At 47.0% G+C, this 24,097-nt stretch carries 16 protein-coding genes; 1 reads left to right on the top strand and 15 read right to left on the bottom strand.

Going from position 1 to position 24,097, the window contains the following annotated elements:
- Positions 1 to 5 precede the first annotated feature (5 nt).
- From spoVAD (FHS17_RS07250) to FHS17_RS07225, 6 genes are all read right to left on the bottom strand, one after another.
- Complete coding sequence (gene spoVAD / locus FHS17_RS07250) at positions 6 to 1,019, bottom strand: stage V sporulation protein AD (RefSeq protein ID WP_167277371.1); 1,014 nt, start codon at positions 1,017 to 1,019, stop codon at positions 6 to 8.
- A gap of 1 nt (position 1,020) precedes the next feature.
- The gene (gene spoVAC / locus FHS17_RS07245; RefSeq protein ID WP_167277369.1) at positions 1,021 to 1,515 is read right to left on the bottom strand and encodes a stage V sporulation protein AC; all 495 of its coding nucleotides are present in this window, start codon (positions 1,513 to 1,515) and stop codon (positions 1,021 to 1,023) included.
- 266 nt (positions 1,516 to 1,781) lie between these two features.
- On the bottom strand, positions 1,782 to 2,132 hold the full coding sequence (spoVAE, locus tag FHS17_RS07240) for a stage V sporulation protein AE (RefSeq protein WP_167277367.1): 351 nt from the start codon (positions 2,130 to 2,132) through the stop codon (positions 1,782 to 1,784).
- Positions 2,129 to 3,148, bottom strand: coding sequence for a stage V sporulation protein AD (spoVAD, locus tag FHS17_RS07235; protein ID WP_167277365.1), 1,020 nt, complete (start codon positions 3,146 to 3,148; stop codon positions 2,129 to 2,131). Before spoVAD (FHS17_RS07235) ends, spoVAE begins: the two co-directional genes overlap by 4 nt.
- The gene (gene spoVAC, locus FHS17_RS07230) at positions 3,148 to 3,633 is read right to left on the bottom strand and encodes a stage V sporulation protein AC (RefSeq protein WP_167277363.1); all 486 of its coding nucleotides are present in this window, start codon (positions 3,631 to 3,633) and stop codon (positions 3,148 to 3,150) included. The genes spoVAD (FHS17_RS07235) and spoVAC (FHS17_RS07230) overlap by 1 nt, the downstream gene beginning before the upstream one ends.
- A 16-nt stretch (positions 3,634 to 3,649) precedes the next feature.
- Complete coding sequence (locus FHS17_RS07225) at positions 3,650 to 4,510, bottom strand: YetF domain-containing protein (protein WP_167277361.1); 861 nt, start codon at positions 4,508 to 4,510, stop codon at positions 3,650 to 3,652.
- 185 nt (positions 4,511 to 4,695) lie between these two features.
- Here FHS17_RS07225 and FHS17_RS07220 point away from each other — a divergent pair, with 185 nt between their 5' ends.
- The gene (locus FHS17_RS07220) at positions 4,696 to 4,902 is read left to right on the top strand and encodes a DUF1657 domain-containing protein (RefSeq protein WP_167277359.1); all 207 of its coding nucleotides are present in this window, start codon (positions 4,696 to 4,698) and stop codon (positions 4,900 to 4,902) included.
- Positions 4,903 to 5,130: 228 nt separating this feature from the next.
- Here FHS17_RS07220 and FHS17_RS07215 read toward each other — a convergent pair whose 3' ends face one another.
- From FHS17_RS07215 to FHS17_RS07175, 9 genes are all read right to left on the bottom strand, one after another.
- A complete protein-coding gene (locus FHS17_RS07215; protein ID WP_167277357.1) occupies positions 5,131 to 6,975 on the bottom strand; it encodes a DUF2264 domain-containing protein in 1,845 nt (614 codons plus the stop codon).
- Positions 6,966 to 8,123 (bottom strand): glycoside hydrolase family protein, encoded by a 1,158-nt coding sequence (locus FHS17_RS07210; protein WP_167277355.1) that lies wholly within the window; start codon positions 8,121 to 8,123, stop codon positions 6,966 to 6,968. Before FHS17_RS07210 ends, FHS17_RS07215 begins: the two co-directional genes overlap by 10 nt.
- 13 nt (positions 8,124 to 8,136) lie before the next feature.
- A complete protein-coding gene (locus tag FHS17_RS07205) occupies positions 8,137 to 9,966 on the bottom strand; it encodes a hypothetical protein (protein WP_167277353.1) in 1,830 nt (609 codons plus the stop codon).
- An 11-nt stretch (positions 9,967 to 9,977) separates the two neighbouring features.
- A complete protein-coding gene (locus FHS17_RS07200; protein ID WP_167277351.1) occupies positions 9,978 to 11,579 on the bottom strand; it encodes a response regulator transcription factor in 1,602 nt (533 codons plus the stop codon).
- Positions 11,572 to 13,386, bottom strand: coding sequence for a sensor histidine kinase (locus FHS17_RS07195; RefSeq protein ID WP_167277349.1), 1,815 nt, complete (start codon positions 13,384 to 13,386; stop codon positions 11,572 to 11,574). Before FHS17_RS07195 ends, FHS17_RS07200 begins: the two co-directional genes overlap by 8 nt.
- Before the next feature lie 72 nt (positions 13,387 to 13,458).
- Positions 13,459 to 14,880 carry an ABC transporter substrate-binding protein gene (locus tag FHS17_RS07190; protein WP_167277347.1) on the bottom strand — a complete coding sequence of 474 codons (1,422 nt, stop codon included), beginning with the start codon at positions 14,878 to 14,880 and terminating at the stop codon, positions 13,459 to 13,461.
- Between the two features lie 129 nt (positions 14,881 to 15,009).
- Positions 15,010 to 15,852 carry a carbohydrate ABC transporter permease gene (locus FHS17_RS07185; RefSeq protein ID WP_167277345.1) on the bottom strand — a complete coding sequence of 281 codons (843 nt, stop codon included), beginning with the start codon at positions 15,850 to 15,852 and terminating at the stop codon, positions 15,010 to 15,012.
- 21 nt (positions 15,853 to 15,873) lie between these two features.
- Positions 15,874 to 16,806, bottom strand: a complete 933-nt coding sequence (locus tag FHS17_RS07180) for a carbohydrate ABC transporter permease (RefSeq protein ID WP_167278175.1) — start codon at positions 16,804 to 16,806, stop codon at positions 15,874 to 15,876.
- A gap of 640 nt (positions 16,807 to 17,446) precedes the next feature.
- Entirely contained in the window at positions 17,447 to 24,055 is a 6,609-nt protein-coding gene (locus FHS17_RS07175; RefSeq protein WP_167277344.1) for an S-layer homology domain-containing protein, read from the bottom strand.
- Positions 24,056 to 24,097 lie beyond the last annotated feature (42 nt).

The following is a 24,097-nucleotide window of genomic DNA, read 5'->3' as shown; positions in this document are numbered from 1 at the left end:
ACTCGTTACTCCTTTCCGCCGCTGATCGCAACGGCATGTGCGATACATGGAATGCTCTCACCCTGCTGGAAGGAAAGGGGCGACAGCAATGCCCCGGTTGCCACAACTAAGATGCGCTTTAATTCACCTTTTGCAACCTTCTTAAGCAGATGGCCATAAGTCACAACGGCAGAGCAGCCGCAGCCACTCCCCCCGGCCTGTACTTTCTGCCGGTCGACATCGTAGACCATCAGCCCGCAGTCTTTGAACGTCGTATCATCCATCGGTACGCCGTCCCTGAGCAGAAGCTCCTTCGCAAGTGGATGACCCACACTGGCCAGATCTCCAGTTACGATTAAGTCATAATCCTTTGGTGTACGTCCGGTGTCATTAAAATGAGCCTGAATCGTATCTACTGCAGCAGGTGCCATAGCGGCTCCCATATTAAATGGATCCTTGATACCCAGATCAATCACTTTGCCGATTGTTGCATATTCCACAACAGGACCTTCGCCGGTTGCCGCAACGACAACCGCTCCCGCTCCGGTCACTGTATATTGTGCTGTTGGTGGCTTCTGCGCGCCGTATTCTGTTGGATAACGGAACTGCTTCTCTGCTGTACAGTTATGGCTGCATGTTCCTGCAAGCACATATTGGCTGGCTCCCGAGTTAACCATTAGCGAAGCAAGCGCAAGCGATTCCATTGAGGTTGAACATGCGCCAAACACACCAATATTGGGTACCCCAAGTGTTCTCGCGGCAAAGCTGTTGCTGATGATTTGATTCATCAGATCGCCGCCGACATAAAACTGCAGCTGTTCTTTTTCAATGCCGGCATTATTCAATGCAAACTCCGATGCCTGCTCCATCAGCAAACGCTCTGCTTTTTCCCAGCTTTTCTGCTGCATATCGAGCTCTGGGTGGACCAGATCAAAGTCTGCGGCGAGTGGTCCGTCGCCTTCATCGGGGCCAACAACCGTTGCCGCCCCAATAAGGACCGGGCGATTCTCAAATTTCCATGTTTGTTTACCCATCAGCATTCTAATGTGCACCGCCTGTACCAAATATAAGATGAGCGATACCAACGAAGAAGGCGGCTACAGTACCAAACACTACAACAGAACCAGCCAACTTGAACATATTGCCCCCTACGCCAAGCACAAGACCTTCACTCCGGTGCTCCAGTGCAGCAGAACACATGGAATTGGCGAAGCCAGTAACCGGAACGGCTGAGCCTGCCCCCGCAAACTGGGCGATTTTATCATAGACCCCCATGCTCGTTAAAATAACGGAAATGATAATAAGCACGGCAACTGTTGGATTGCTGGCATCCTCAGGCTTCATACCAGCCAAATGAATAAAGAGCTGCTGAATGGCCTGCCCCAATACACAGATGGCACCACCTACAATAAATGCACGAATACAATTGCCGAATATGGAACGCGACGGCTCGCGTGTTTTGGCAAAGGCTTGATACTCCTTTGGCGACATCGACATTTTGCGGTATTTACCGCCGCCTGCGCTTTTTACTGCCATGACGTTACACTCCTTTATGTACACCATATTAAGTACATTATTTGTCAATGGAAGAAAGGATATGTATCAGCGGTGAAAAGAACCAAGTGGGAGCAAACGGATCATTTCGAATGTTCTTCCGATCGCCATTGCTCGGGGATTCCTTTGAACAAGAGGGTGCTTCTCCAAAATCATTCGAAATGCTCCGTTTGTTGAGAAAATAAAAACGACCGTGCGGATTATAACCCGCACGGTCGCTTTTATAAGAAACTATTTAGAAAAAAACATTACCCCTTTGGCTTAACAAACAACGAAGCAAGGAAGGAGAAAATAATCGCAGACGAAATACCGGCACTAGTGACTTTAAAGATCCCTGTAATAACGCCGATCCAGCCCGTCTTCTGGATCTCCTCCAAGGCGCCATGGACCAGAGCATTACCAAAGCTTGTGATAGGAACGGAAGCACCCGCCCCGGCAAATTTGATTAAGGGATCGTATATTCCTACACCGTCCCCGATGGCACCAAGTACAACAAGCAGTGTCATGGTGTGAGCAGGCGTCAGCTTAAACACATCAAAGCAGATTTGCCCAAATACACATATCCCTCCACCAACTAGAAAAGCCCATAAAAAAATCATAGCTTTCTCACCTCGTTCTCGATGGAAACCGCATGTGCGATACACGGAATGGTCTCCCCTTGCTGATAGGAAATAGGAGACAACAATGCTCCCGTTGCGACCACAAGAATACGGTTTAATTCCTTCTCGCGCATTCGGCGCAACAGATGACCGTAAGTTACAGTTGCCGAACAGCCGCAGCCGCTCCCTCCTGCTTGCACGGTCTGCTTCTCATAGTCGTACATCATCATGCCGCAATCCTTATATACCGTCTGATGAATCGGAAACTTATGTTTGTCGAACAATTCATTGGCGATCGCATAACCAACCTTGGATAAATCCCCCGTTACGATAAGATCATAATAACCAGGTTCAATTTGCAAATCCCGGAAATGTGCCTGAATGGTATCAACAGCTGCAGGAGCCATAGCGGCCCCCATGTTAAATGGATCCGTAATGCCCATGTCGACTACTCGGCCCATTGTGGCGGAGGTTACGTAAGGGCCTTCACCATGCTGGGTCAATACACTCACTCCCGCTCCGGTCACTGAATATTGAGCGGTTGGCGGTTTTTGCGAACCGTATTCTGTCGGATAACGGAACTGCTTCTCCGCAGTTGCGTTATGGCTGCAGGCACTGGACATGACATATTTGGCGGAGCCTGAGTTCACAAGGTTAGCGGCAAGCGCGAGGCTTTCCATCGATGTCGAGCAGGCGCCAAACACACCAATGTAAGGAATTTGGAGTGTCCTTGCTGCAAAGGTGGAACTGATAATCTGATTCATCAAATCGCCGCCGATTAGAAAATTGATCGATTCCTTCGTAATGCCGGCCTTTTCGATCGCCAGATTTGCGGCTTCCTCTAATAATGTCCGTTCGGCCTTCTCCCAGCTGTCCTGACCAAGCCTGAGATCGCCGTGCACGATATCGAAATCATGCGCAAGTGGACCTTGTCCTTCAAATGGGCCCACGATAGCGGCAGTCCCAGCGATAACGGGATTATTTTCAAAAATCCAGCTTTGATGGCCTTTCAGCATTAAGACCCTCCTCCAAGCTCATGCGGATTCAGGATAAGATGAACAATACCAACAACAAATGCAGCAACTACGCCAAATACAATAACTGGACCAGCGATTTTGAACATTTTCCCGCCTACTCCAAGCACTAGTCCTTCACTTCGATGCTCAATAGCTGCAGAAGACATCGTATTCGCAAAGCCGGTTACCGGAACAGCCGAACCTGCTCCCGCCCATTGTGCGATTTTATCGTAAACTCCTAAGCTGGTAAGGACGACGGATAGAAAAATCAGAACCGCTACAGTCGGATTGCTGGCTTTTTTCTCATCAAAACCAGCCCAATGCACGAACATTTCCTGAATCGCTTGGCCTATAATGCAAATCAAACCCCCAACCAAAAAAGCTTTGAGACAGTTTATAAGAACGGGGCGTTTGGGCTCATGCTTTTTGGCAAGTGTTTGGTACTCCTGCTGCACCGGTGTAAATTTCTTATCATTGCTCGACATTAGCTTGCCTCCTTATTTAGTGATGCAATAACGGCTTCATCTTGATAATGACGGTTTGCATCTCTTGTGCACATCGCTCATACATATGCTTCGCATCCTTGTTCTTCGTCGATAGACCAAACAGCTCCAAATCCGCTTCAATCTTCTTCAGTAAAGCATACAGCTCTGCTTTAAGCTGAGGCTGGGGTACTTTAATATGATCATCATACAAATCGACGTATAGTTGACGGTACGCATCAACTTGTCCGATAAACACATTGTCCAAGGACACGCCGATTTTTTCGAGCTCAGTCGTCAGCCATCTGCGGTTCAGACCAACTGTGGACAGCGGTTCATCCAAGATTTTTCCATCCATAATAACAGCCTGAGGTTCGTGCTCTGGAGCCACTTTTATGCCTAGATGAGCAGGTGTAATCGGCTGATTTTCTCTAGTGAGTAACACACTAATGTCCCCGCTTGGTTCCATGATGGCAAATTCAACATCCGCCACACGGAAAGCACTTTTTTTACGCAGCTGCTCCAGCAGCTCGTCGGTCGTTAACCGTTCTTTCTTCAAGTTATCCTCAAGTACTTTACCACCTTTAATCAGAACGGTTGCCTTGCTGTCAATCAAGTCGCGGGCTTTCTTGCTCTTTAATTGCAAGAACTCGATCCCAACGGAGACAGCAACCCATACGCCAAGAGAAATCAGCCCCAAATACCAGGTGGCCTCAAGATCAAGCGATACGTATGCAGCAAGGTTGCCGATTGAAATACCGGTAATGTACTCAAAGAATGAAAGCTGGGATATTTGCCGCTTCCCCACGATTTTCGTCATCAAGAATAAAACAAATATCGAGAGCAAAGTGCGAAGAGTTATCTCTAACCAATCCTGCACAATTCGAGTCCCCCTGTCCGCTTATTTCTACGGTTAAATTATTTGTCAAAAAGCCGATGGCAACACGAATAACCATTTTCCACAGAAGGAAAATGGTTCAGGGTCATGGAGGTTTTTCCCATGAATGTGAAGTGTAAAAGCCTGCCATATTAGTTCTGTTGCCCATTCATAAGGAGGTGTTTCACATGACCGTAGCATCCGATGTAAAAACATGCGTAGCCTCTTTGAAGAGCGCGCAAGCTAGCCTGGAGCAATTTGCTCTGTCGACTGAAAATAAATCGGCCAAGCAAATGTTCGAGCAAGCTGCACAGCAAACGCAATCCATTGTTGATCAAGTAGCAGGCCGAGTTAAAGAGCTTGAAAGTGAAGAGCCTCAGTACTTAGGCTTCTAACACAAAAAAGTCGGTACCGATTTAATGATCGATACCGACTTTTTTTTTTGTATTTGACTCTATTATCAGATGAAACAAAAAAACAGCAGAACGACAAGAAGCACATAAAGCACAAGTACAATGGTCGTAATAGACGGCCCGCGTCCAATTGGCGCTGCAATGCTTTTCATTGGCATTCCCCCAGTAGGCTTCTGCCATTAGGATATGCAGCTTGGGCGAAGGCGGTTCTTATTTAAAGGGTAACGTTATGAATTTACCTAAAGGACTGACAGCTCTTACTTGATCATCCTTGATAGTAACTTGGAACAGCTTCTTCCAATCATCAGATTGAACCGCGTCATCCTTGCCTGGCTCCCCGTAAACAGCAGATATTAATACATGGCTACCTGGCTCGAGCTTCGCACGCAGCGTTGGAATCGTAGTCCTTGGGAACATCAGGTTTGTGTTGGATTGGGCATAAATAAGCTCAGCCCGTTCATATCCGTAGATGCCTGTTATCCCGCTGCTGCCAAATCCGGTCATGCCCGATACACTTACACTGTGCTGCGATACGACAAGTGAAGGATTCAGCGGCAAGGCAAAACCACCTTCTGCCGCATCCAGCTCCCTAGCCGTCTCGATTCGATGAATTCGTAAATGCCATGGTAAACCTGCAATCAAATAGGTCGTGATTGTAACATCCCGCCAAGGCTTCCATACCGAAGTAAGCAGATCACCGTCGATGGATGTTTGTTCATTCCGTCTACGGACCCGGTAAAGATTATCGCCTTCACTTAAGGCGAGCATGGAGTCAAAGGCTCCTTGCGATAACCCCCATTCCGCCCGCGGTACGTTGAAGCCAAAGGAAGCTGAGTAAACGAACTTCTCATATTTTGCAGACGTATGGGTATGCTCATTAGAAGTTAAATGGCCGGTATTAAAGGCGGCAATATGATCTCGCTCACTATCTCGACAGATGACTAAATGAGGAGCCTGCTGAACCGATACAGCCGGAAGTTCAGGAAGCGGCAGCTCCTCAACCTGCCAGAACCAATGGTTATCTGGCAATGCCAGCGGCAAGAAGGCTTTCAGTCCCCAATAGACCGAACCCGGAGCATTATAGTTTTCCGCCATAATGAGATTCGGGTAGCCGTAGCCAACTGTTAACACTCCGTTTGAAGCAATAATCGGCTGCTGGAACCACCAGCGCAAATGGCGCAGATACAGACCTTTAATCGCACCTGGCTCAAATGGCTGAACGTCTGCGAAAGCAAAAGCCCCCCATAAAGCGCCCTGCGCAAACCGATAAGTTAAGCTTCTGCCATATGGAATCGCGCGGCCATCCTCCGAGAACCAATGTACAAATTGCTGAGCGAACAATATGGCTCGTTCCTCGAAACGCTCCGCCCGTTTTGGATCTTCTTCCTTCATAAGGGCGGAATAGATTAATCCGCAATAATGGAACGCAAGTGGTACATAATAATCACAGTGGCCCGAAGTACCGTCTTCGTACCAGCCTTCTTCCAGATAGAACTGTTCAAGCCGATCAAGATTCGCTCCGAGTTGATCCTTTGCATACGGAAGTCCCAGCTTATAGAAGCCAACGTTAACGAGTACATGGAAAAATAGCCAGTTGCAGTCATGAACCTTGCGTTCATTGATTTGATTTAACCAGTTATAGAAATGCTGCTTTGTTACTTGGCTGAGCGGTTCCCAAAGACGATTAGGTGCGATCGCTAACGCTAATCCGAGTGATGCCATCTCAACCAGTCGCTGGTCATAATCGGACACCTCTCCCCAATACTCTTCATGCTCGGGATTTGTTCCGTTCGTTATTCCTTTAAGTACAACTTGCAGCAAGTCTTCATCAATCGTGCCGCCGCCTGCAGCAAGAGGAGCCAAGCCCCATATAATACGGGAGAAGCCTTCCATGCCGGCAACGTCGACTGTTTGGCCCGCACCTGAACCGTCCAGCTCCAAGCGTGCTCCACCAGCAGAGTAAAAAGGAAGAAGCGGCTCCGCCAGCTCACGGAATACCTGCTCCAGATCCCTTTTACTTTGCAGAGGATTAGCTGCAATTGGCTTTATTCCCATGGAATCGTCGCGCCCCCTCTTAGCCGCGCAAGACCTTCCACGAAGAAGTAGTCGCCATAAATAAGTGGTACATCCATGTTTTTACGTTCCGGATAATGGCTTGTACCATGTAAAATAAGTCCTTCTTCTTCATCCTGATCAAAGGCACCATAGTTCTGGTACAGAGACTTCAGAATACGTTCCCCTGCATTCCGGTAGCTGAAAGCTTCCGAATCAGGCACAAGCTCGGAGAGCAGCAGCAGCCCGCAGGCTGCACAAGCTCCTGCTGATGAATCACGAAGTACTTTGGTTTCCTCCGGTGCTCGGAAATCCCATACTGGTACGCTGTCTTCCGGTAGCTGCGACAGGAAGAAGTGAGAAACATGCTTCGCCGCATCGATATATTCTTGTCTTCCTGTATGCTTGGCAGCAAGCGCAAGACCGTATACCGCCCATGCCGTTCCACGGGACCAAGCGGACTCGGGTCCAAAACCTTGACCACCGATATATTCGGCTACTTCGCCGGACTGCGGGTCAAACCGCACAATATGGCGGACCGATCCGTCCTTACGAATGAAGTGATTTAGAACCGTTCCCATATGCGCTTCCGCAACATGGCTGTATCTTAGATCCCCTGTTTCACGAGTAGCCCAGTGCAGCAATGGTACGTTCATTGCACAATCAATAATAGCCCAGCCGCTGTTGTCTTCCCCTTCACTCCAAGGATTCCATGCGCGGATAAAATTGCCCTTCAAATTAAAGCGGCCCATCAAATAGTTAGCGGCTTTCAGCGCTCTTCTTCGGGATAATTCACTTCCGTATAGCTTATAGTTAATCACGCTCGTTAACGTCCACATAAAACCGATGTCATGATCCAATCGATCATAGCCGTCGAGCACTTCATCCAGTCTAACTTCACATTCTTCTGCAATAGGACGGAATGTTGTATCCGCACTGCCTTCCCCTTCATGAAGGAGCCAAAGAAGTCCCGGCCAAAAACCAGCTGTCCACCAGTGTGGAGCTTCAAGTACATAAGTACCACCTTGACTTGCATGCGGGAACTCGGCACCAATACGTGCACTTGTCCATTTTACTTTATTAATGGTTTGTTCCCAAGCTTCATTCACCCATGGAGCCGTTTCAATGCGATTCGCAGAAATTGTATTCATCCTCTGATTCCACCTATTCTTGAAATTTGAATGTAAGTTTAAACGTCTTTTCAAGGGATACCTCATCTTTGGAAATGAGGTAAATCCGATAATAGCTTTCTTCCTGGCCAGAATGATTCGAATAAGCGCGCTCAACAATTGAGACATCCAGATGAAGAGGTTCAAAATTCAAAAGAACCGTATGTCGATTGCCCTTCAGTTGAATTTGCCCATCGTGAAGGACAACTGGTGCGCATTTGCTAACGATTACTTCTGTAATGGCACCACCTTGCTGCTCAAACCGGATTGTATCCGTTAACACGAGCTCTGGAAGGTCGGTTTTATTCCACACAAATTGTCTGGTATAGGAATCAAGTCCGCTATCCGGGTAACAAGCTGCAAGCTCAAGTGTAAACCGATCTTCGGTTTCCCCTTGCTCAAGCTGCAACACTTTAGCTGCGCTCTTCGCGCCTACCTCCTGATAACGACCTTTGATAATCGGCAAAGAATGCCCCTGCGCTCCTGTGCAATCATATTCATAGCGGCCATCGCCAAAGTATTGTGCTGTATATTCGCCGCTGCCAAGATCAACGGCAAACGCCGGGTCATCATCCGCAAGCAAGATAAAATGACCTACGTCGATATGATTATGTGGCTCATTATTGTGGCCCCCTTTGGCTGCAAAGCCAAAGCTGCCCCTCTTCCCTGTGCTTCGCGAAATGAACCACTGGGCATCAGGCAAGTACCAGCTTCCGCTTGCCCAATCTGTATTCCTTGGAGCGTCGGGACGGAACCAAACCAGATTGCGTAACGCATGTGCAAAACGACTGCAGTGGTCATCCGTAAAGCCCGCTCTAATCGATAACGGCGCATACTCGACTCCCTCGATCTGAGCAGCAAGATAATCGGACAATCCGATGTTTACGCTTACATGAGAGGAAGCGTCTGAGAAGTTGGCCGGACGATTTTTCACCAGGTAAGCCTTTTGCTGGAACCTAGCGATCGTCTGTACCAGCTCTGAGACGAATAAATCAGCGTTCCCATTCGACGCGCGCTTCAGCAGATCAGCAAAATAAACAAAGTAACCAAAACCGTAATTCCAATAACCCGGACCTTCCGCACAAGCACCATCATCACCAAAGCCGGATAAATAATGGTTCATTGTTCCGATTGCCCGATGAATAATGGCGGATTTCCGAACAGGATCACGTTCCAGCAGCAAAGCTGCCGATCCAATCGAGCCTGCACAAACGGCCGCCCAGTTATGGTCTGCACTCTCCCAATGATAAGATGGGAATTGATCATCCAGATAAGGGGTAAACAATCTCCGCTCCACTTGCTCCATCATTGCTTCACGAAGTGCCGTAGGCAAGGACTGCCCAGTAATCGTTATCATTTCAGCAAGTGCAAAGCCAGTCTCCGAAGCAAATAAATCAATATGGCGATTAATCTGCTGTCCTCTCATATGTGCAGGCAGACACCAGGTTTTCTCTTCGAGAATCGCCTCTATGATCTCTATTAAAGCCTGACGATACCGGTCCTCATCAGGAAAAAGACAATGTAGAAAGACAAATGAAGTAAGACGACGGCGCCGTTCGAAATAAAGTCCTTCATAAATAAGCCGGTTACCATTAGTCTCAAACAACTTGTAAATCTCTTCAGTCAGAACTGGGATAGAACGCTCAAGCAGGCGTTCTCCTTCCTCTCTTATCTCCTTAATCATGCCTGCATAAAGTGAGGACTCTTTCATTTCCTGCCAATTGATCCGGTTCCCGGTGAGAGAATAGATTTTATCCTCCACTTCAGGCTGATCAGCGAGCCATTGTGCTAATTTTTCTTGTTCCCATTCATAGATGATTCGCATATTCCCTCCTACTAACCGCGATATTCGGTTGGTGTTAAGCCTGTCTGCGCTTTGAATGTCTTAATGAAATAGCTCTGATTATCGTAGCCAAGCATTTCACAAATCTCGCTTACATAATAATTCGTCTGGTCGAGCAGCTCTTTGGCCCGATCAATCTTCTGATCCGTTACATATTCAATAAAGGTAAGGCCCGTCTCCTTCTTGAAGAAACGGCTGAAATAGCTGGGATTCATATGCAAATGAGCAGCTACTTCCTCCAGTGTAATCCTTTTGCCCAGATTCATCGACACATATTTGTATGCTTCAGATACCTCACGCCGTTTGCTTACGGGCAATGCATCTTCTCTAGCTGCAATGTAGGATAACAACTGCGTATTAAACCATTGGAACAAGCCCCATAACGAGTCAAAATTAACGATCTCCTTATGCAGCTTTTCGGCTGTTAAAGCCGGCGAAGCAAACAGCATAGCATGAAGCTTCAACCGCATATCAATGAGCAGCTTAAGCACCCAGTCTCTGACTTCTTCAGAAGAATACCGTTCTCCGCGAATATGCGCTTCCCATTTGCCCGCCAAGGAATTGATTTTCTCTCCATCTTTCGCCATCAGTGCTTCACGAATTTCAGCCCCAGCCTGATCGTACTTAGCAAGGAGACCCGATGCCTGCTCCAAGTCCTTCTGCCATTTGGTGATTTCCGCTTGGGATAAATAGAACCGCTGTTCATCAGCCTTCAATAGATTGCATAACGCCATCTTCAGCAGCTGCGGACTGTCACAGCTCGTTCCGATCAGAAAAGCCATTTTCACCTTAAGCACTTGACCAAGCGTTCTTTGGATCGTTTGAAGACTAGTCTGTACTTGATCGAACACATTTTGCTTTAGTCCTGGCTTAAACGCAAACAACAATAACGATTGCCTGCTGCTGTAGCCGATATGCACAACCCGAAGTGGAAGATTTGTGAGCAGTTCCTCCATGACATTGCTAATGGCAAAATGCAAGGTTTGATCCGAATCAAACCGGTTCTTAATGACATTGTAGCTTTCAATAAAGCCGGCTACTGGAAGACATAGCTCTCCGCTTTGGAATAAGCCGTAAGAAGCAAAGTCACGCTGCCATTGCTCCGGAGAGATTAATGGCTGCTGAACGAACTCCCGGAACAGCTTTTCTTTCCGCAGTTCCTGCGTCTCACTGACCATTCGCTGCATTTGGTTTTGTTCATTCAGCCTTTGGCTCTCGCCGTCAAAGCCATCCTTAAACTTCTGCAGCAGCCCTACTAAATCCTCCGGATCAAGCTGATCCTTCAGCAAATAATCCTGTACATCAAGCCGCATCGCCTGCTGAGCATATTGGAATTCACTATGACAGGATAAGATGACGATTCGAACTTTAGGGTTCAACTGCTTCACTTTGGTTACTAGTGCCAGACCATCCATCTTCGGCATCCCGATATCTGTCACCAATATATCCGGCATTTCCTCCTGCATATGTTCCCACGCAGCAAGCCCGTTCTCATGCTTTCCGCACAAGACGAGGCCAAGCTTTTCCCAATCTACCACTTCCGACAACAGCTCGATGACCGGATAATCATCATCTACGAGCATCACTTTATACATGAGGACGACCCTCCTCTCGAATTGGGATATGCATAATAATGCGGGTTCCATTCCCACTATCCACGGTTATATGAAAGGCATCGCCGAACATAATCCGCATTCGCTCTGCTACATTCGCCACGCCAATTCCGGACATGCCAGGTGTTTTCGCACGCCCTGTCTCTTGGCCAGGCTCTATGGCTGCTGTCGACAGACGTTCTCTCAGACTGTGCAGCGCATCTGGATCAATGCCATTCCCGTCATCCTCTACGGCCAGCTCCAGAAAATGATCATTTCTGACTGCCGTAATGCGGATCTTTCCTGCACTTTGATTAAGGCCATGGATAAGCGCATTCTCAACCAGCGGCTGTAAAATAAACCGCGGTACCTTGATATCAAAGGATGTCACTTCAACATCCACAACCAGCCGCGCCTCTTCCTTCTGCCTGAGGTTCATTAACTCCACATAATGCGTCAGCAGCTCAATCTCTTCATGCAGCATAATCGCATCCTCATCCCTGCTGATCGTCATTCGCAGCAGCTTAGATAAGGAAGCAATCATCTTCGCACTGTCCTGATCACCACCGCGCATGACCTTCATACGGATGGAATTGAGTACATTAAACAGAAAATGCGGATTGATCTGAGCTTGCAGCATCGCAAGCTCTGCCTTACGCTTCCGCGCTTGAGTCAACGAAACCTCGGCAAGCATCTCTTTGATCCGGTCAAGCATTTGGTCGAACAGAAAACCTAATCTTCCGATCTCATCAGCTCCACGAATACTCGAGCGGACTTCCAGATTACCCCGCTGTACACTTGAGGCAACTTTACCTAGACGGATTAGCGGTTTCGTCAGTTGTCTCATCAACACCAGCAGCAGTACGAGAAAGATAATAAAAGAAATAACCTGGAATAAAAATACCCGGTTAAAAATCGAGCTGATATTTACAATTGCATCCTGGTAGGGTTCCGTCGCCACAAGATGCCAGTCAATAAACGAAAGATCAGCGGTAGTCAGCAGGATCTTCTTATTCTCATCTTTAATAATGGATGATGCTGCCTGAGGGTCACTTTCCAGCATCTGCCTGCTGTATTGGAACGTCTGGTTAATCTGCTCCTGACGTGGTGAAGACAAGATCCGTCCATCCCCATCCACCAGAAGCACTTCCTGACTGCCAGTCAAGCTGCCCAAGATGCGGCTGAACTTGTTTTCCATCATCGTCACAATGACGTATCCGTAAATCCGGGTACTGTCGAACCTCAACGTCCTGGCCACCGAAATTTGATAAGGACTGCTGATCTTGTCATATGGAAACATCGTTGGTGCTGTGTTCACCCAGTAGGATTGCAGCCCAGTTAACTGCTTCAAATTCTCGAACCAAGGCTCCTTCTGAAAGCGCAGCGGATCCATTTCATCCTTGGAATAGTTCGTAAACGTTTCACCATTGGTCAATATAATCGTGATATAGCTCTTTTCCCCGATATAAGTCAGTGTCTCAAGCTGCTGCATAATCCGGTTCGTGGCCATAAATTTATCGTAGGGATCAATTTGATCCGTATTTATCATTTTAATAAAGCTTGATTTCATATCCGTATTTGCTTGAAAGTAATTGGCCGTATTCAGCATCCCTTGGAACAGGTTTTTTACGGACCCATTGACCAGCTGCATGGAATCGGTTGCATTTTCTTTCGCTTGCTGTTCAACAGCCTCTCTCGTTAGGGAGTTATAAATGAGCATCGTTAATACGGCTGGTATTAGAATACAAAGCACAGCGACTAATGAAAGCTTCCCTCGTACGGAATGAAAGTAGGATCTGATGCGGTACATCCATGGTGTCCCCCTTAGATAGAAAAGGGGGACGTCATACCCGTCCCCTTTGAAACTTATTATACCTGATTATTATTTTTTGTTGGCTGCAATAATTTCGTCAACGCGTTTCTTGGAGTTCGCAACGGTTGTGTCGATATCCTGGTTGCCAAGAATCAGTTTTTCATACTCTTCGTTGATTGCTTTGTACACTTCTGCTTGATAAGATGCTGGTGCGATAATTTCAGTTGCTTTCGAATTAACAAGTGTATTTACCAAGCTTTGTTTGTCAACAAGCTCAGGATTTTTAGTACCGCTTAGGATTGTATCGATAATACCAGCCACTTGGTCGTTGCTTACGCCATTCCATGCTGGAATGTTTTTGCCTTGAACAACTTGACCTTCGGTTGTGTACCAGCGAACGAATTTATAAGCTTCATCTTTGTTTTTGGAGCTTTCCGATACAGCTACATAGTCTGTTGTTACAGGTGTGATGCCGGATTGGTCACCAGCCGCGTTTTTCGGGAATGGAGCAACTGCTACATGGAAGGTCAGCGGAAGTGTATCTGTACCGCCAATTTCCGTGTTCATCCAAGAACCAATTGTCAACATGCTTGCGGATTGGTTAAAGAATTGGTTACGGTAAGCCAGCTTTTGCGAGATCATATCTGAGTACGGAACGGAGGATTTGTCCTCTTTTTCCATTTTCACACGAAGCTCAAGTGTTTTCTTGAAGTTAGGATCATCCAAGTTAGATGTGCCGTCTGCTTTCAGGAACTCCGAACCTGTTGGCTGGTTCTCCATCATCAGCTTCAAGTATTCCATCCAGCCGCCATTTTGCGGGCCATGGAAGTAAGTGCCATAACGTTTGGTCGCGCCTTCACCTTTTGTCAGCTTTTTCGCGTAGTCTGCGTACTCATCCCAGGTCCAATCCGTCGGAACCGCAAGTCCTGCTTCGTCCAGATTGTCCTTGTTCAGAAGAACATACCAAGGGTTGAATTTGCCTGGCAGCGCATATACTTTGCCATTCAAATGCGTATCTACTTTATAATCCTCTTCCACCTTATAGCCGTCTTTAGCTAGGAAGTCATCAAGTGGAGCAGCCATGCCAAGTGCTACACGCTGAGCATAGCCGGCAGCATCACTGAACATCAGGACGTCAATTTGCTCACCGGATGCAACTCCGAGGTCGAGCTTTTTCATCGCTTCCTGTGTATCGCCTTTTTCACTCAGCTGTACAAGCTCTACCGTTATATTCGGATTTTTCTCATGGTAAGCATCAAGTGTTGCTTTCCAGTTATAAGCTTGCTCAGTGCCGTAAGTGTACAAGCGCAGTTTTACTGGATCTCCGCTTGCTGTGTTGTTCAATCCAGCGTCTGCACTTGCCGTAGCATTCGCATTAGCCGATGCATTGGCATTCTTGTTGTTTGTGTCATTGTTAGAATTTCCGCATCCTGCAAGTACTCCTGTAAGCATTAAACTGATCGCCAATCCTGAAACCCATCTCTTTTTCATTTCTTTTGCCCCTCTCTGAAATGCTAAATAGGATGTTGATAGTTTTCATTATAGTGAGCAGATGTCAGGTAAGGATGAAACTATCTTTACCTAAAATGCAACAAATTCGACTTTCTGCTAACGCTTTCATTACCCTTTCACTCCACCAAGTGCAATACCTTCGATAACACTCTTCTGACCAATGATGAATACAATCAGGAGCGGCAGGATCGCAGATACCGCAGCCGCCATAATTAGTGAGTAGAATTCGCCGCTGAGCGAAGTGAACTTTTGCATGGCCAGTGGAATCGTAAACAGATTGTCGCTTCGGAGGAAAATAAGCGGGTTCTGATAGTCATTCCATGTCCAGATAAAGCGCAAAATCGCATAGGTTGCAACGGCAGGCTTCACAAGCGGAAGGCCAATACTCCAGAAAGTCCGGAAATGGTTCGCCCCATCAATTTTAGCTGACTCAATAAATTCCTGATGGACGCCCATAAAGAATTGGCGAAGCATAAAGGTCCCCAATACGCTGAAGCTGCTAAGAAGAATAAGACCCCACAAGCTGTCGAACAAGCCGATCTGACGGTACAAAATAAATTGCGGGATCAGAATTGCTTGGCTTGGCACCATGTACGTCGCGAGTACAATCAGAAACAAGAAGTTGCTTCCTTTAAACTTAATCTTGGAGAAGCCGTAAGCAGCAAACGATGAAAGCAGAGCCGAGATAAACGTAGTCGTAACGCCTACTTTAATCGAATTAAGATAGTATTTCCAGAAGGGATAATCTCCCACCCATACTTCCTTATAGTTCTCTATGGCATGCCAATGTTTCGGAATCCACTCAATGGGATAAACGAATACATCCTTTTCCAATTTAAAAGAGGTAATCAGCATCCATATAAATGGCATCAGGAAAATGATGCTTATAGCGAACATAATGACTGTAATAACGCCTTTGCGCCAGTTGAAGCCTGTGTTTGTTGTTGGCATGAAGTACCGCTCCTTCCGCGATTAATAATTAACCCATTTCTTCTGTGCAATCCATTGTCCAAATGTAATAAGAAGAACGAACACGAACAGCATGACTGCAATAGACGAGGCGTAACCTACTTTAAGATTAACGAATGCTGTATCGTACAAATACCAGACCATCAGCGAGGTAGAGCCAATCGGGCCACCTTGCGTCATAACGGCAATAATATCAAACACTTTAAAGGTTGCGATGACACCGGTTACAAGAAGGAAGAACGATGTTGGCGACAGCAGCGGGAATGTAATTCTTGCAAATTTGACCCAGCCGTTTGCACCGTCAATATCAGCCGCTTCATACAGATCTTTTGGAATCGACTGCAGCCCAGCCGTGTAGATAATCATATTGAAGCCGATGGAAGTCCAAACCACGATCATCATGATGGAAATGAGTGCGAAATGAGGATCGGCAATCCATTTCGGCGGGTTGCTGAAGCCTAAGGTGTGCAGCACCTGGTTAATTGGTCCATAGGATGGTTGGAACAAGACTTGCCATACGACAGCAACAGCAACGATACTCGAAATATAAGGCATGAAGTAAGCAACCTTGAAGTAGCTTTTCAAATAGACATGGCGGTCGATAAGAACGGCGAGCACCATGGAGATTAACATATACACCGGTACAGCCAGCAGGAAGGCAAAGTTATTGCGTACGGAGCGCAAGAATTGATCGTCTTGGAATAGCTTTTTGAAGTTGCCAAAGCCAACCCAGTCAATCCCTTTCCAGCCTTGAACGAAATTCCAATCCGCAAAGCTAAGTACAATTGTTGCTATGATGGGGAGCAGGACGAGAACAAATACGCCTATGAGCATCGGGCTCACGAACAGCAAACCGGCAAGAGTTTCTCCGCTTTGCAGCGAGCGTACTTTTTTCGGCTTCTCCAGCTTTCCCATTACTTGTGGTGAAGTCTCCATATTAAGCACCTCGAATTTCTTAGAATAGTAGTGGTTGTGTTTATTATAAAAAATCAAACCCGACCACCTATGCCGTTATTTTTACTTTTTTCTTGTTAGAATTGACTACTTTGAATAGGCTAAATGGCAAACTGCGCATTCAAATGTTCTTCCGATCGCCATTGCTCGGGGATTCCTTGAACTATTCCAATAGGATTGGAATCCCCTCACAAAAGCGAACGCTTAAAAGCTTTCTGAAAGAAAGCTACTTCGTAAGCATAATCCTTGCTTCTACAGAAACATTCAAAATGCTCCGTTTGCATTTAACCTATCTTTTTTTAAAAAATAGGCACTCCATATATGGAGTGAGTGCCTTCAGTTAACAGAAAGAATAATTCGTCTAACGAATCGTCAGATGCTTACTCTTCAAAAAATAGCGTTACCGGGATTCTAACGAATCCTGGTAACGCTATTTGGTTAGTTAGAAGGGAAATAGAGCACTTGAGCGAGGAATAGTGATAGGAGGATTCGTTACATTTTTAAAACCATTTATTTCGAGCGAATAGCGTGATGAGGGTTCGTTAAGAGTTTTGTTTACAAAGGCTAGGTTATGAAAAAGAGGCTGCCCCAATAGCTTGGGACAACCTCTTTTGTTTGGCGTTTACTCGCTGATCAATTCAGAGGAAACAAGAAGCCTTTTTAATAGGGTTGCTGCTTCGGCACGAGTTACACTGCCTGAAGGTGCAAAGGAGCCGTCTGGTTTGCCTTTTAATATACCTGCGCCTGTTGCTTTGCCAACGGCATCTGATGCCCAATTTGAGATACTGCCCGAATCCTTATAGCTCAGAGCCGCTGCAACCAGCTTGTTGCCTGTTGCAAGTTCAAGAGCTTTCACGGACATGATGGCCATCTCTTCACGGGTTACTTGATTATTTGGCCGGAAGGAACCGTCGCCGTAGCCGTTAATGATACCTGCACCAGAAGCAAGTTTTACAGCATCCGCATACCAACTGCCACTTGTGATATCTTTGAAGGTACGTGGTTCACCCATTTCACGAATACCAAGCGCACGAACCAGCATGGCGGCAAATTCCGCACGTGTTACGGCGCGTTCCGGCTCGAACTTACCAGCAGATGTACCATTAAGGATTCCCTTACCTGCAAGCAGTGCAATATCTGCTTTTGCCCAGTGGATGGCTGTATCCGAGAAAGTGCGAGTGATCTCGGCAGCTGTGTAGATGCTGTTGCCCATACTTTTAATCGTAATTACGGTTTTGCCATCCCTCACCGAAATGACGGCAGGTACGGAGCTGAATGTTCCTGTGACCGGATCATACACGAGTACAGTTAATTTTCCGGTATCTTGAGCTCCATCAACCGTTATTGTCCGCTCGATGTACGAACCGCCGGAGTTTGTAATGACAATCGTCTGGCTGCCGTATTGAACCGATATGCTAAAATCAATTGCGTTGCCAACAGGCTTGATGCCTTGGAGGACTGCATCATTGTTCAGCTTCGATGTAAGATCAACAGCCGGCGATTGAATAGAGAAAGTCCAAACCGCGTTCGCCGTATCCGATATGCCGTTCGCTTGAAGAACATGTGCTAGCAGTTTTAGCGGGAACGTATAGCTTGCCTGTTGATTCTGAATCAACACAGTCAAATCCGGATTAGATGCAGCTAGCTCCAACAGCGTTTTTACAGTAAATGCCGCTTTTCCGGAGACTGCAGCCCCACTGACATCAAATGTAATGACATGCTGGCCAGATTTCACTTCATCCTTTAAAGCCTTGTCGTTATCTTCCGGCTTCGCTGAAGCAGCAACTGCCTTCGATCCTTCAGTGCCTGAGCTGCTCGAACCTGGATTCGTCCCTGTGCTGCCGTCTTCCTTCCCATTAATTTGCAGGGTAAATACTCGAGTCTTGCCATTGTAGACAACCGTTATTTTCACATTACCTGGACGGACTGCTTTTAATACACCGCTTTCCAGATTAGCGATATTTGTGTTGTCTACTGTAATCACCGCATCATTCGTAACCTCTTCACCGTTGCGGTTATATACATGTACATTCTCAGCATCGCCTTTCTCATGAACGAATGGTCCCCTGCTCAGTTCACCTAAGCTGAACTGGAATGGTTGAAGATTAGCAAATCCTTCGTTCAGCTCCTGGAAGGCAAAATTCGGATTCGTATCATTAACTACGGAAATCCGTTCTCCACGGACAATCACATTATCAATTGCGACTGAGCCTTTTACATTTGGCGTGACATCCACACCATTTGTTCCCGCTCCGTCAATCACGGTATTCTCGATCGTTACACCATTTACTTGGAACTCGCCATGAACAATCAATCCGGCATATGTGCTGTCAATGGCTGTATTATTGCGGATGTTGACCGTACCGTTCAAATCTTTTTCGCTAGCAAATACCCAGATCGCACCTAGATTGATTCCATAACCGGAATCAAAGCTGCCAGTGCGGATCAGCGTATTACGTTCCACCACAGTTGTACCGCTGAACGGAACCGGATTAAACCGAGTCGATACCGCTAAGCCTGCACCATTTGTAATCGTGTCTTTTGCAATATTATCCGTCATCTTGTTGTCCTTGCCGCCGAAAATAACCATGTTATCCGCCAGCCAAGGAAGAGATACCGTATTAAAGCGAGCCGTATTGTTGACGCTGGCTACACCTTCTGCAGACCACATGGCAATACCGTCATCACCTGGGTAACGGATATCGCTTTGCTCCAGCATACTGTTGCTCGTTCCTACACAGAAGTTAATGCCATCCGCCATCAAATTACGCATCCGCAGGCCAATCATATGAAGGCTGTCGGTAAATCCTGTACTGCCTTTGAGGCGCGTCAGCCAGAGGCCTGTCTTGGAATGCTCGATCCATACATTTTGAATAACGGAGCCTGGACCAAACTCACCTTCAAAGCCATGTGTGCTTGCTTCGTCATCCCGGATGTTCAAATCGCCATCGACAAGAAGATCAAATACTTGAATGTTGCCGCCATCTCCGATAAACCGTGCACCAAGCAGAGTTGTATACCACATGCCAGCACCACGGATTGTCACATCAGTTACATGCAGCAAGCTGTCACGAAGCTCGAACGTTCCTGCTGGGAACCAGACACCTTTGCCAGATGCCTTTGCTGCTGTCATTGCGGCATTAAAAGCAGCTGTATCGTCCTCACCATCATTAGCCGCCGCGCCATAGTCCGCCACCGAGAGGAAACCGTCTGGCATCACAAACGAACCTGCAACCTGCTCCATGTCGGCCAGATCGATGACATAATAATCAGCCGAGCTGTCTGCATCCTTCTCCAGCCTGATTGTCGCACCAGCAGGAACATCGCCAATCAGCGCATGAATTTCATCAAAGAAGCGGTGCGCACTGCCTTGCGTTGGATCATTCGACCAAGGGTAGCTGCCGTATTCCCATGCATATTTGGAAGTTAAGTGTAATTTCTGTTTGAACTCACCATTGATATACAAGCCTAAGGTTTCTTGCAGTCCGCTGCCATCGGCGCTGTCAAGGATGGCGTAACGTAACACAATGGAGTTTGCCGCTTCCGCTAAAGTAAACTCAACATAATCGCCTGTCTCATCCAGTTCAACCGCCTGTCTGCCGGAAGCCTCGGATGCCATCTCGCGATACACTCTCGAAGGCCCTATGAATGAACCATTCGTGGTAGCATGCTCAGCTTCATAAGTAACATATGGTACTGTCGCACCGCGATAGTCAAGGTTAACATCATTATCTACCGTGAAAGAGTCGATGGAAAGACTTCCGCTTACCGCCGAATCCTTCTGTACCGTTACGGTATTAATGCCTGACCGGAGGTCAAGCGTTACAGCTGCATTTCTCCAGCTTGCAGCTGCTTGGACTGTAATTGAATCCATTGGACTGCCGTTTACAGTCAGCTTAAGCTTGCCAGACTGGCCTGTAAGATAGCGTATCGAAGCCTCATAAGAGCCTGCGTCCTTCGCATTAACAACAAAACGAATGAGATCAGCTTCCTTCGTCATTCCTTCCAAATAGCCAGTGCCTGTATAACCATTGGATAAAGAAGCTGTCGTCATACTTTGACTATGGAAAGCATTCTCTGCTTCATAGATCACCTTGCCGCTGACCGGAATCAAATTCCATGCAGCAGATGATGTAAGGCCTTCTTCACCATATTGAAGCTGATCGTCTTCCAGATAGAGCGCTCCGGTCTTCTCAGCCGCATTCGTAATCACGAAGCGTCCAAGATGTTCTTCCACGACCCACTGCTCAGTATCCGTTAATGCACTGCTGTCTACGAGTGAAAGATCGAGCGATAAAAGCTTCCCTGTTGCCCGGTTCTTAATTAGCTTGCGCCCATTGTAATCCTGCAGCAGCCATTCGGCACTTGGATTACCCGTACCAGAGCTTGCCGTAACAATCGCAGCACCACTAGATTCTGCAAGTGACTTGCCGTCTAATGTAAACATGATATTGTTTGTGTCATCGAATATTGGTGTGCTCGTCACTTCGTTACGCTCTTCGCCCATCACGGGAGTTGTGAAGCTCTCTGGTGCGTTCTCAAAGCTCCATTGCAATGTTCCGAAAGAGGATGGGAATAAGCCGCGTTCCGCGTAACCAGCACCATTTTGCACATTGATATATTCATCGTCAAAGCTTCCATATAAGCTGCGGATCAGATAGCTTGAGCCTTGCGACTCAATAGACCAGTCTGCTCTTGGGGTAACTGCTCCCGCTTCTCCGCTAATAATATACCGATAGTTGTCATCTACGGCGATGTAATGTCCCGTTACACGGTTCGTAATGCGATAAGATCCGTTGTCACCGCTAAGCAGCCAATGTGAATATCCGTTCTCTAAATCCACATTGCCATACAGCACGACTCCTCCATGGTTCTCATATAGGAATTGGCCGGTTGCCGCATTTTTGATTCGGACTGGAACAGCTGGCAGAGGCGCTTCAGGTACTTCAACTTCTTCCACCGCGAATTGTCCTTCATCATTGCCCGCGACAAGCTTGCTTACGAGTGCATAACCTGCAACATCACCGCTTGGCTCATAGACATAGTGGCCAGCCCAAGCGCTCTTGATGTTGATATAGCCCGTACTTGCACTATCTTGCAAATACCATTTGGCGCTGCCCCATTGCGGATAGATTTGTTCAGATGCCAGCTTGAAATCAGGTGCATCCTGCTCTACTGCACCACCTACCCCTTCCATAGATAAATAATGGCCGGTTGAAAGGTTTTTCAGTCGGACAGACCCTACACCATCCCCCGTATCTTCAGGGAACCAGACGGACGAGGTATCCGATTCCGCAAGGTCTTCAAACTTAACCTTACCTAGATCTTCCGAGCTTGCATCTGTTACTTCATACAAGTAACCGCCTGTCAGCTTGCTCTTGATCCGGATGTTGCTTGGCGCTTCTGCAGGAACATTAACAAAACGCCAGCGCGGACTTCCCCAGTTCGGATTAATAATGCCGTATTCAGCGTATTTGGTCAGGTTTTGCAAGTTTATATACTTTTGGGCACCTTCCTCATCATTCGCATCAAGTACGCTATGAATCAGCCGGGAGCCGCCGCCCATATCCTCAATTACCCATACTGCACTTCGCCAATCGTCCTCGACGTCAGTTACTTTAATATGGCCGTCCGTTACATTTTGCAGATTTATATAATGATTCGTTTCACGGTTTTTAATCCGTTTGCGGCCTTGGAAGCGTTCAACCACCCATTGATCCCGCTCATCATCGGTTCTTATATTGCCGTATTTCAAATTGCCCTGCATATCTTCATATAAATACATAGACTGCCATTCATTCATAATGCGTACAAACTGCGGGGAACCATCTGTCGATACTGATGGGTCGGCGAAAAGCCATTGTGCCGGGTTTGTATCAGGATCAATGGTTCCTGCTTGTGCAGCTCCGATTGCACCTGCGTTATGCAGATAAACATTCGTTCCGCTGCCATTCTTAATCGTCTTGTAATCATCATAAATATTCGAAGATGCGATGGTCCATTGATAGGAAGTGTCAATCGTGGAAGCCGCATCGGCCGTTAATGGATCGGTTGGCTCTGAAACACCGTTATGAATATAATGACCGGTTCCCAGATTGCGGATTAGCGTCTTACCATCATAATCTTCTAAAATCCACTGATACACGCCTGCATTTGAATTGTCGAGCGCCCCATATTTTACAACACCGTTGTCTTCATATAAGTACGCAACTCCCGCAGGGTCATCGGAATAACTTGCAATTCGAATTGGCTGAACATCCGTTGCCCTATCAATACGCCACTGGGCACTTCCCCAAGAAGGCTGCGCCCAGTCATTGGCCCGCACATTGGTATCATCCGGGAACTGGGTATTTAACACATAGTTGAGAGGTGTTTCACCTTCAGCTGCAAATACGCTTGTAAAAGTTAGGAAGCCCGCACTAGCCGCTGGCCCCATCGTCCATTCGCTTTTTGTCCCATTCTGAGCTGTTGCCTTAAGCTGCATCCAGCCTTCTGCACCTTGGGTGATGTAATGGCCGGTTGCACGGTTTTTCAAACGGATGACAGATGATCCGTCTTCCTTCTTTACCACCGTCTCGATATACCAATGAGTAGTCTGATCGGTAATCCCGCCGGCAACGCCAAATTTGACGAAGCCTTCCTGATCTTCATACAGATATTGCCCTGCCTTGTATTGGTTGACGATACGAACAGGAATACCCGCAGGATCTACCGGCTCAAGTGCCCATTGCGGGCTTTCGAAAGTAATATTAATATCTCCGCTTACCTCTGCAAATCCGAGCTGATCCTCTTGGTGGATGACCAGATTCGCTGAAGGATCGATGGCATTCTTAATGATGACATAACCAGCCCGGCTCGAGTCGGCTATTATCCACTGATCATCCGTCGTGCTCTCCGTAATGCTGCGACTGAGCAAAGGATCACGGCGCTGATTCGTGTCCTCCATTGCGATGTAATGGCCGGTTGCACGGTTTTTAATTCTAGTTATGCCATTGCTCTCTTCTATTTGCCAATGTGAATTCTCGTTGTCTATTGCAGTAAATCCGTAGCGTACTACGCCATCAGAGCCTTCATACAAATAATTGCTCTTCCATTTGTTCTTAATCCTTACATAGCTGTCCGATTCGCTGCTAACCGTACCCGCTTCATCATCTGCTGCATATACCGGAAACGCTGTAAATAACAGCAGCAGCGCCATCAAAGCAGACAGCATTACCTTACTTCGTGCCATCCGTACTCCCCCTCGGTCTTGTTCAAGGATAGTTGCATCTCT

Origin of the sequence: Paenibacillus lupini (genome assembly GCF_011761355.1) — a bacterium.
GTDB classification, from domain to species: Bacteria; Bacillota; Bacilli; order Paenibacillales; family Paenibacillaceae; genus Pristimantibacillus; species Pristimantibacillus lupini.
This window is presented reverse-complemented; position numbering and strand designations above follow the sequence as displayed.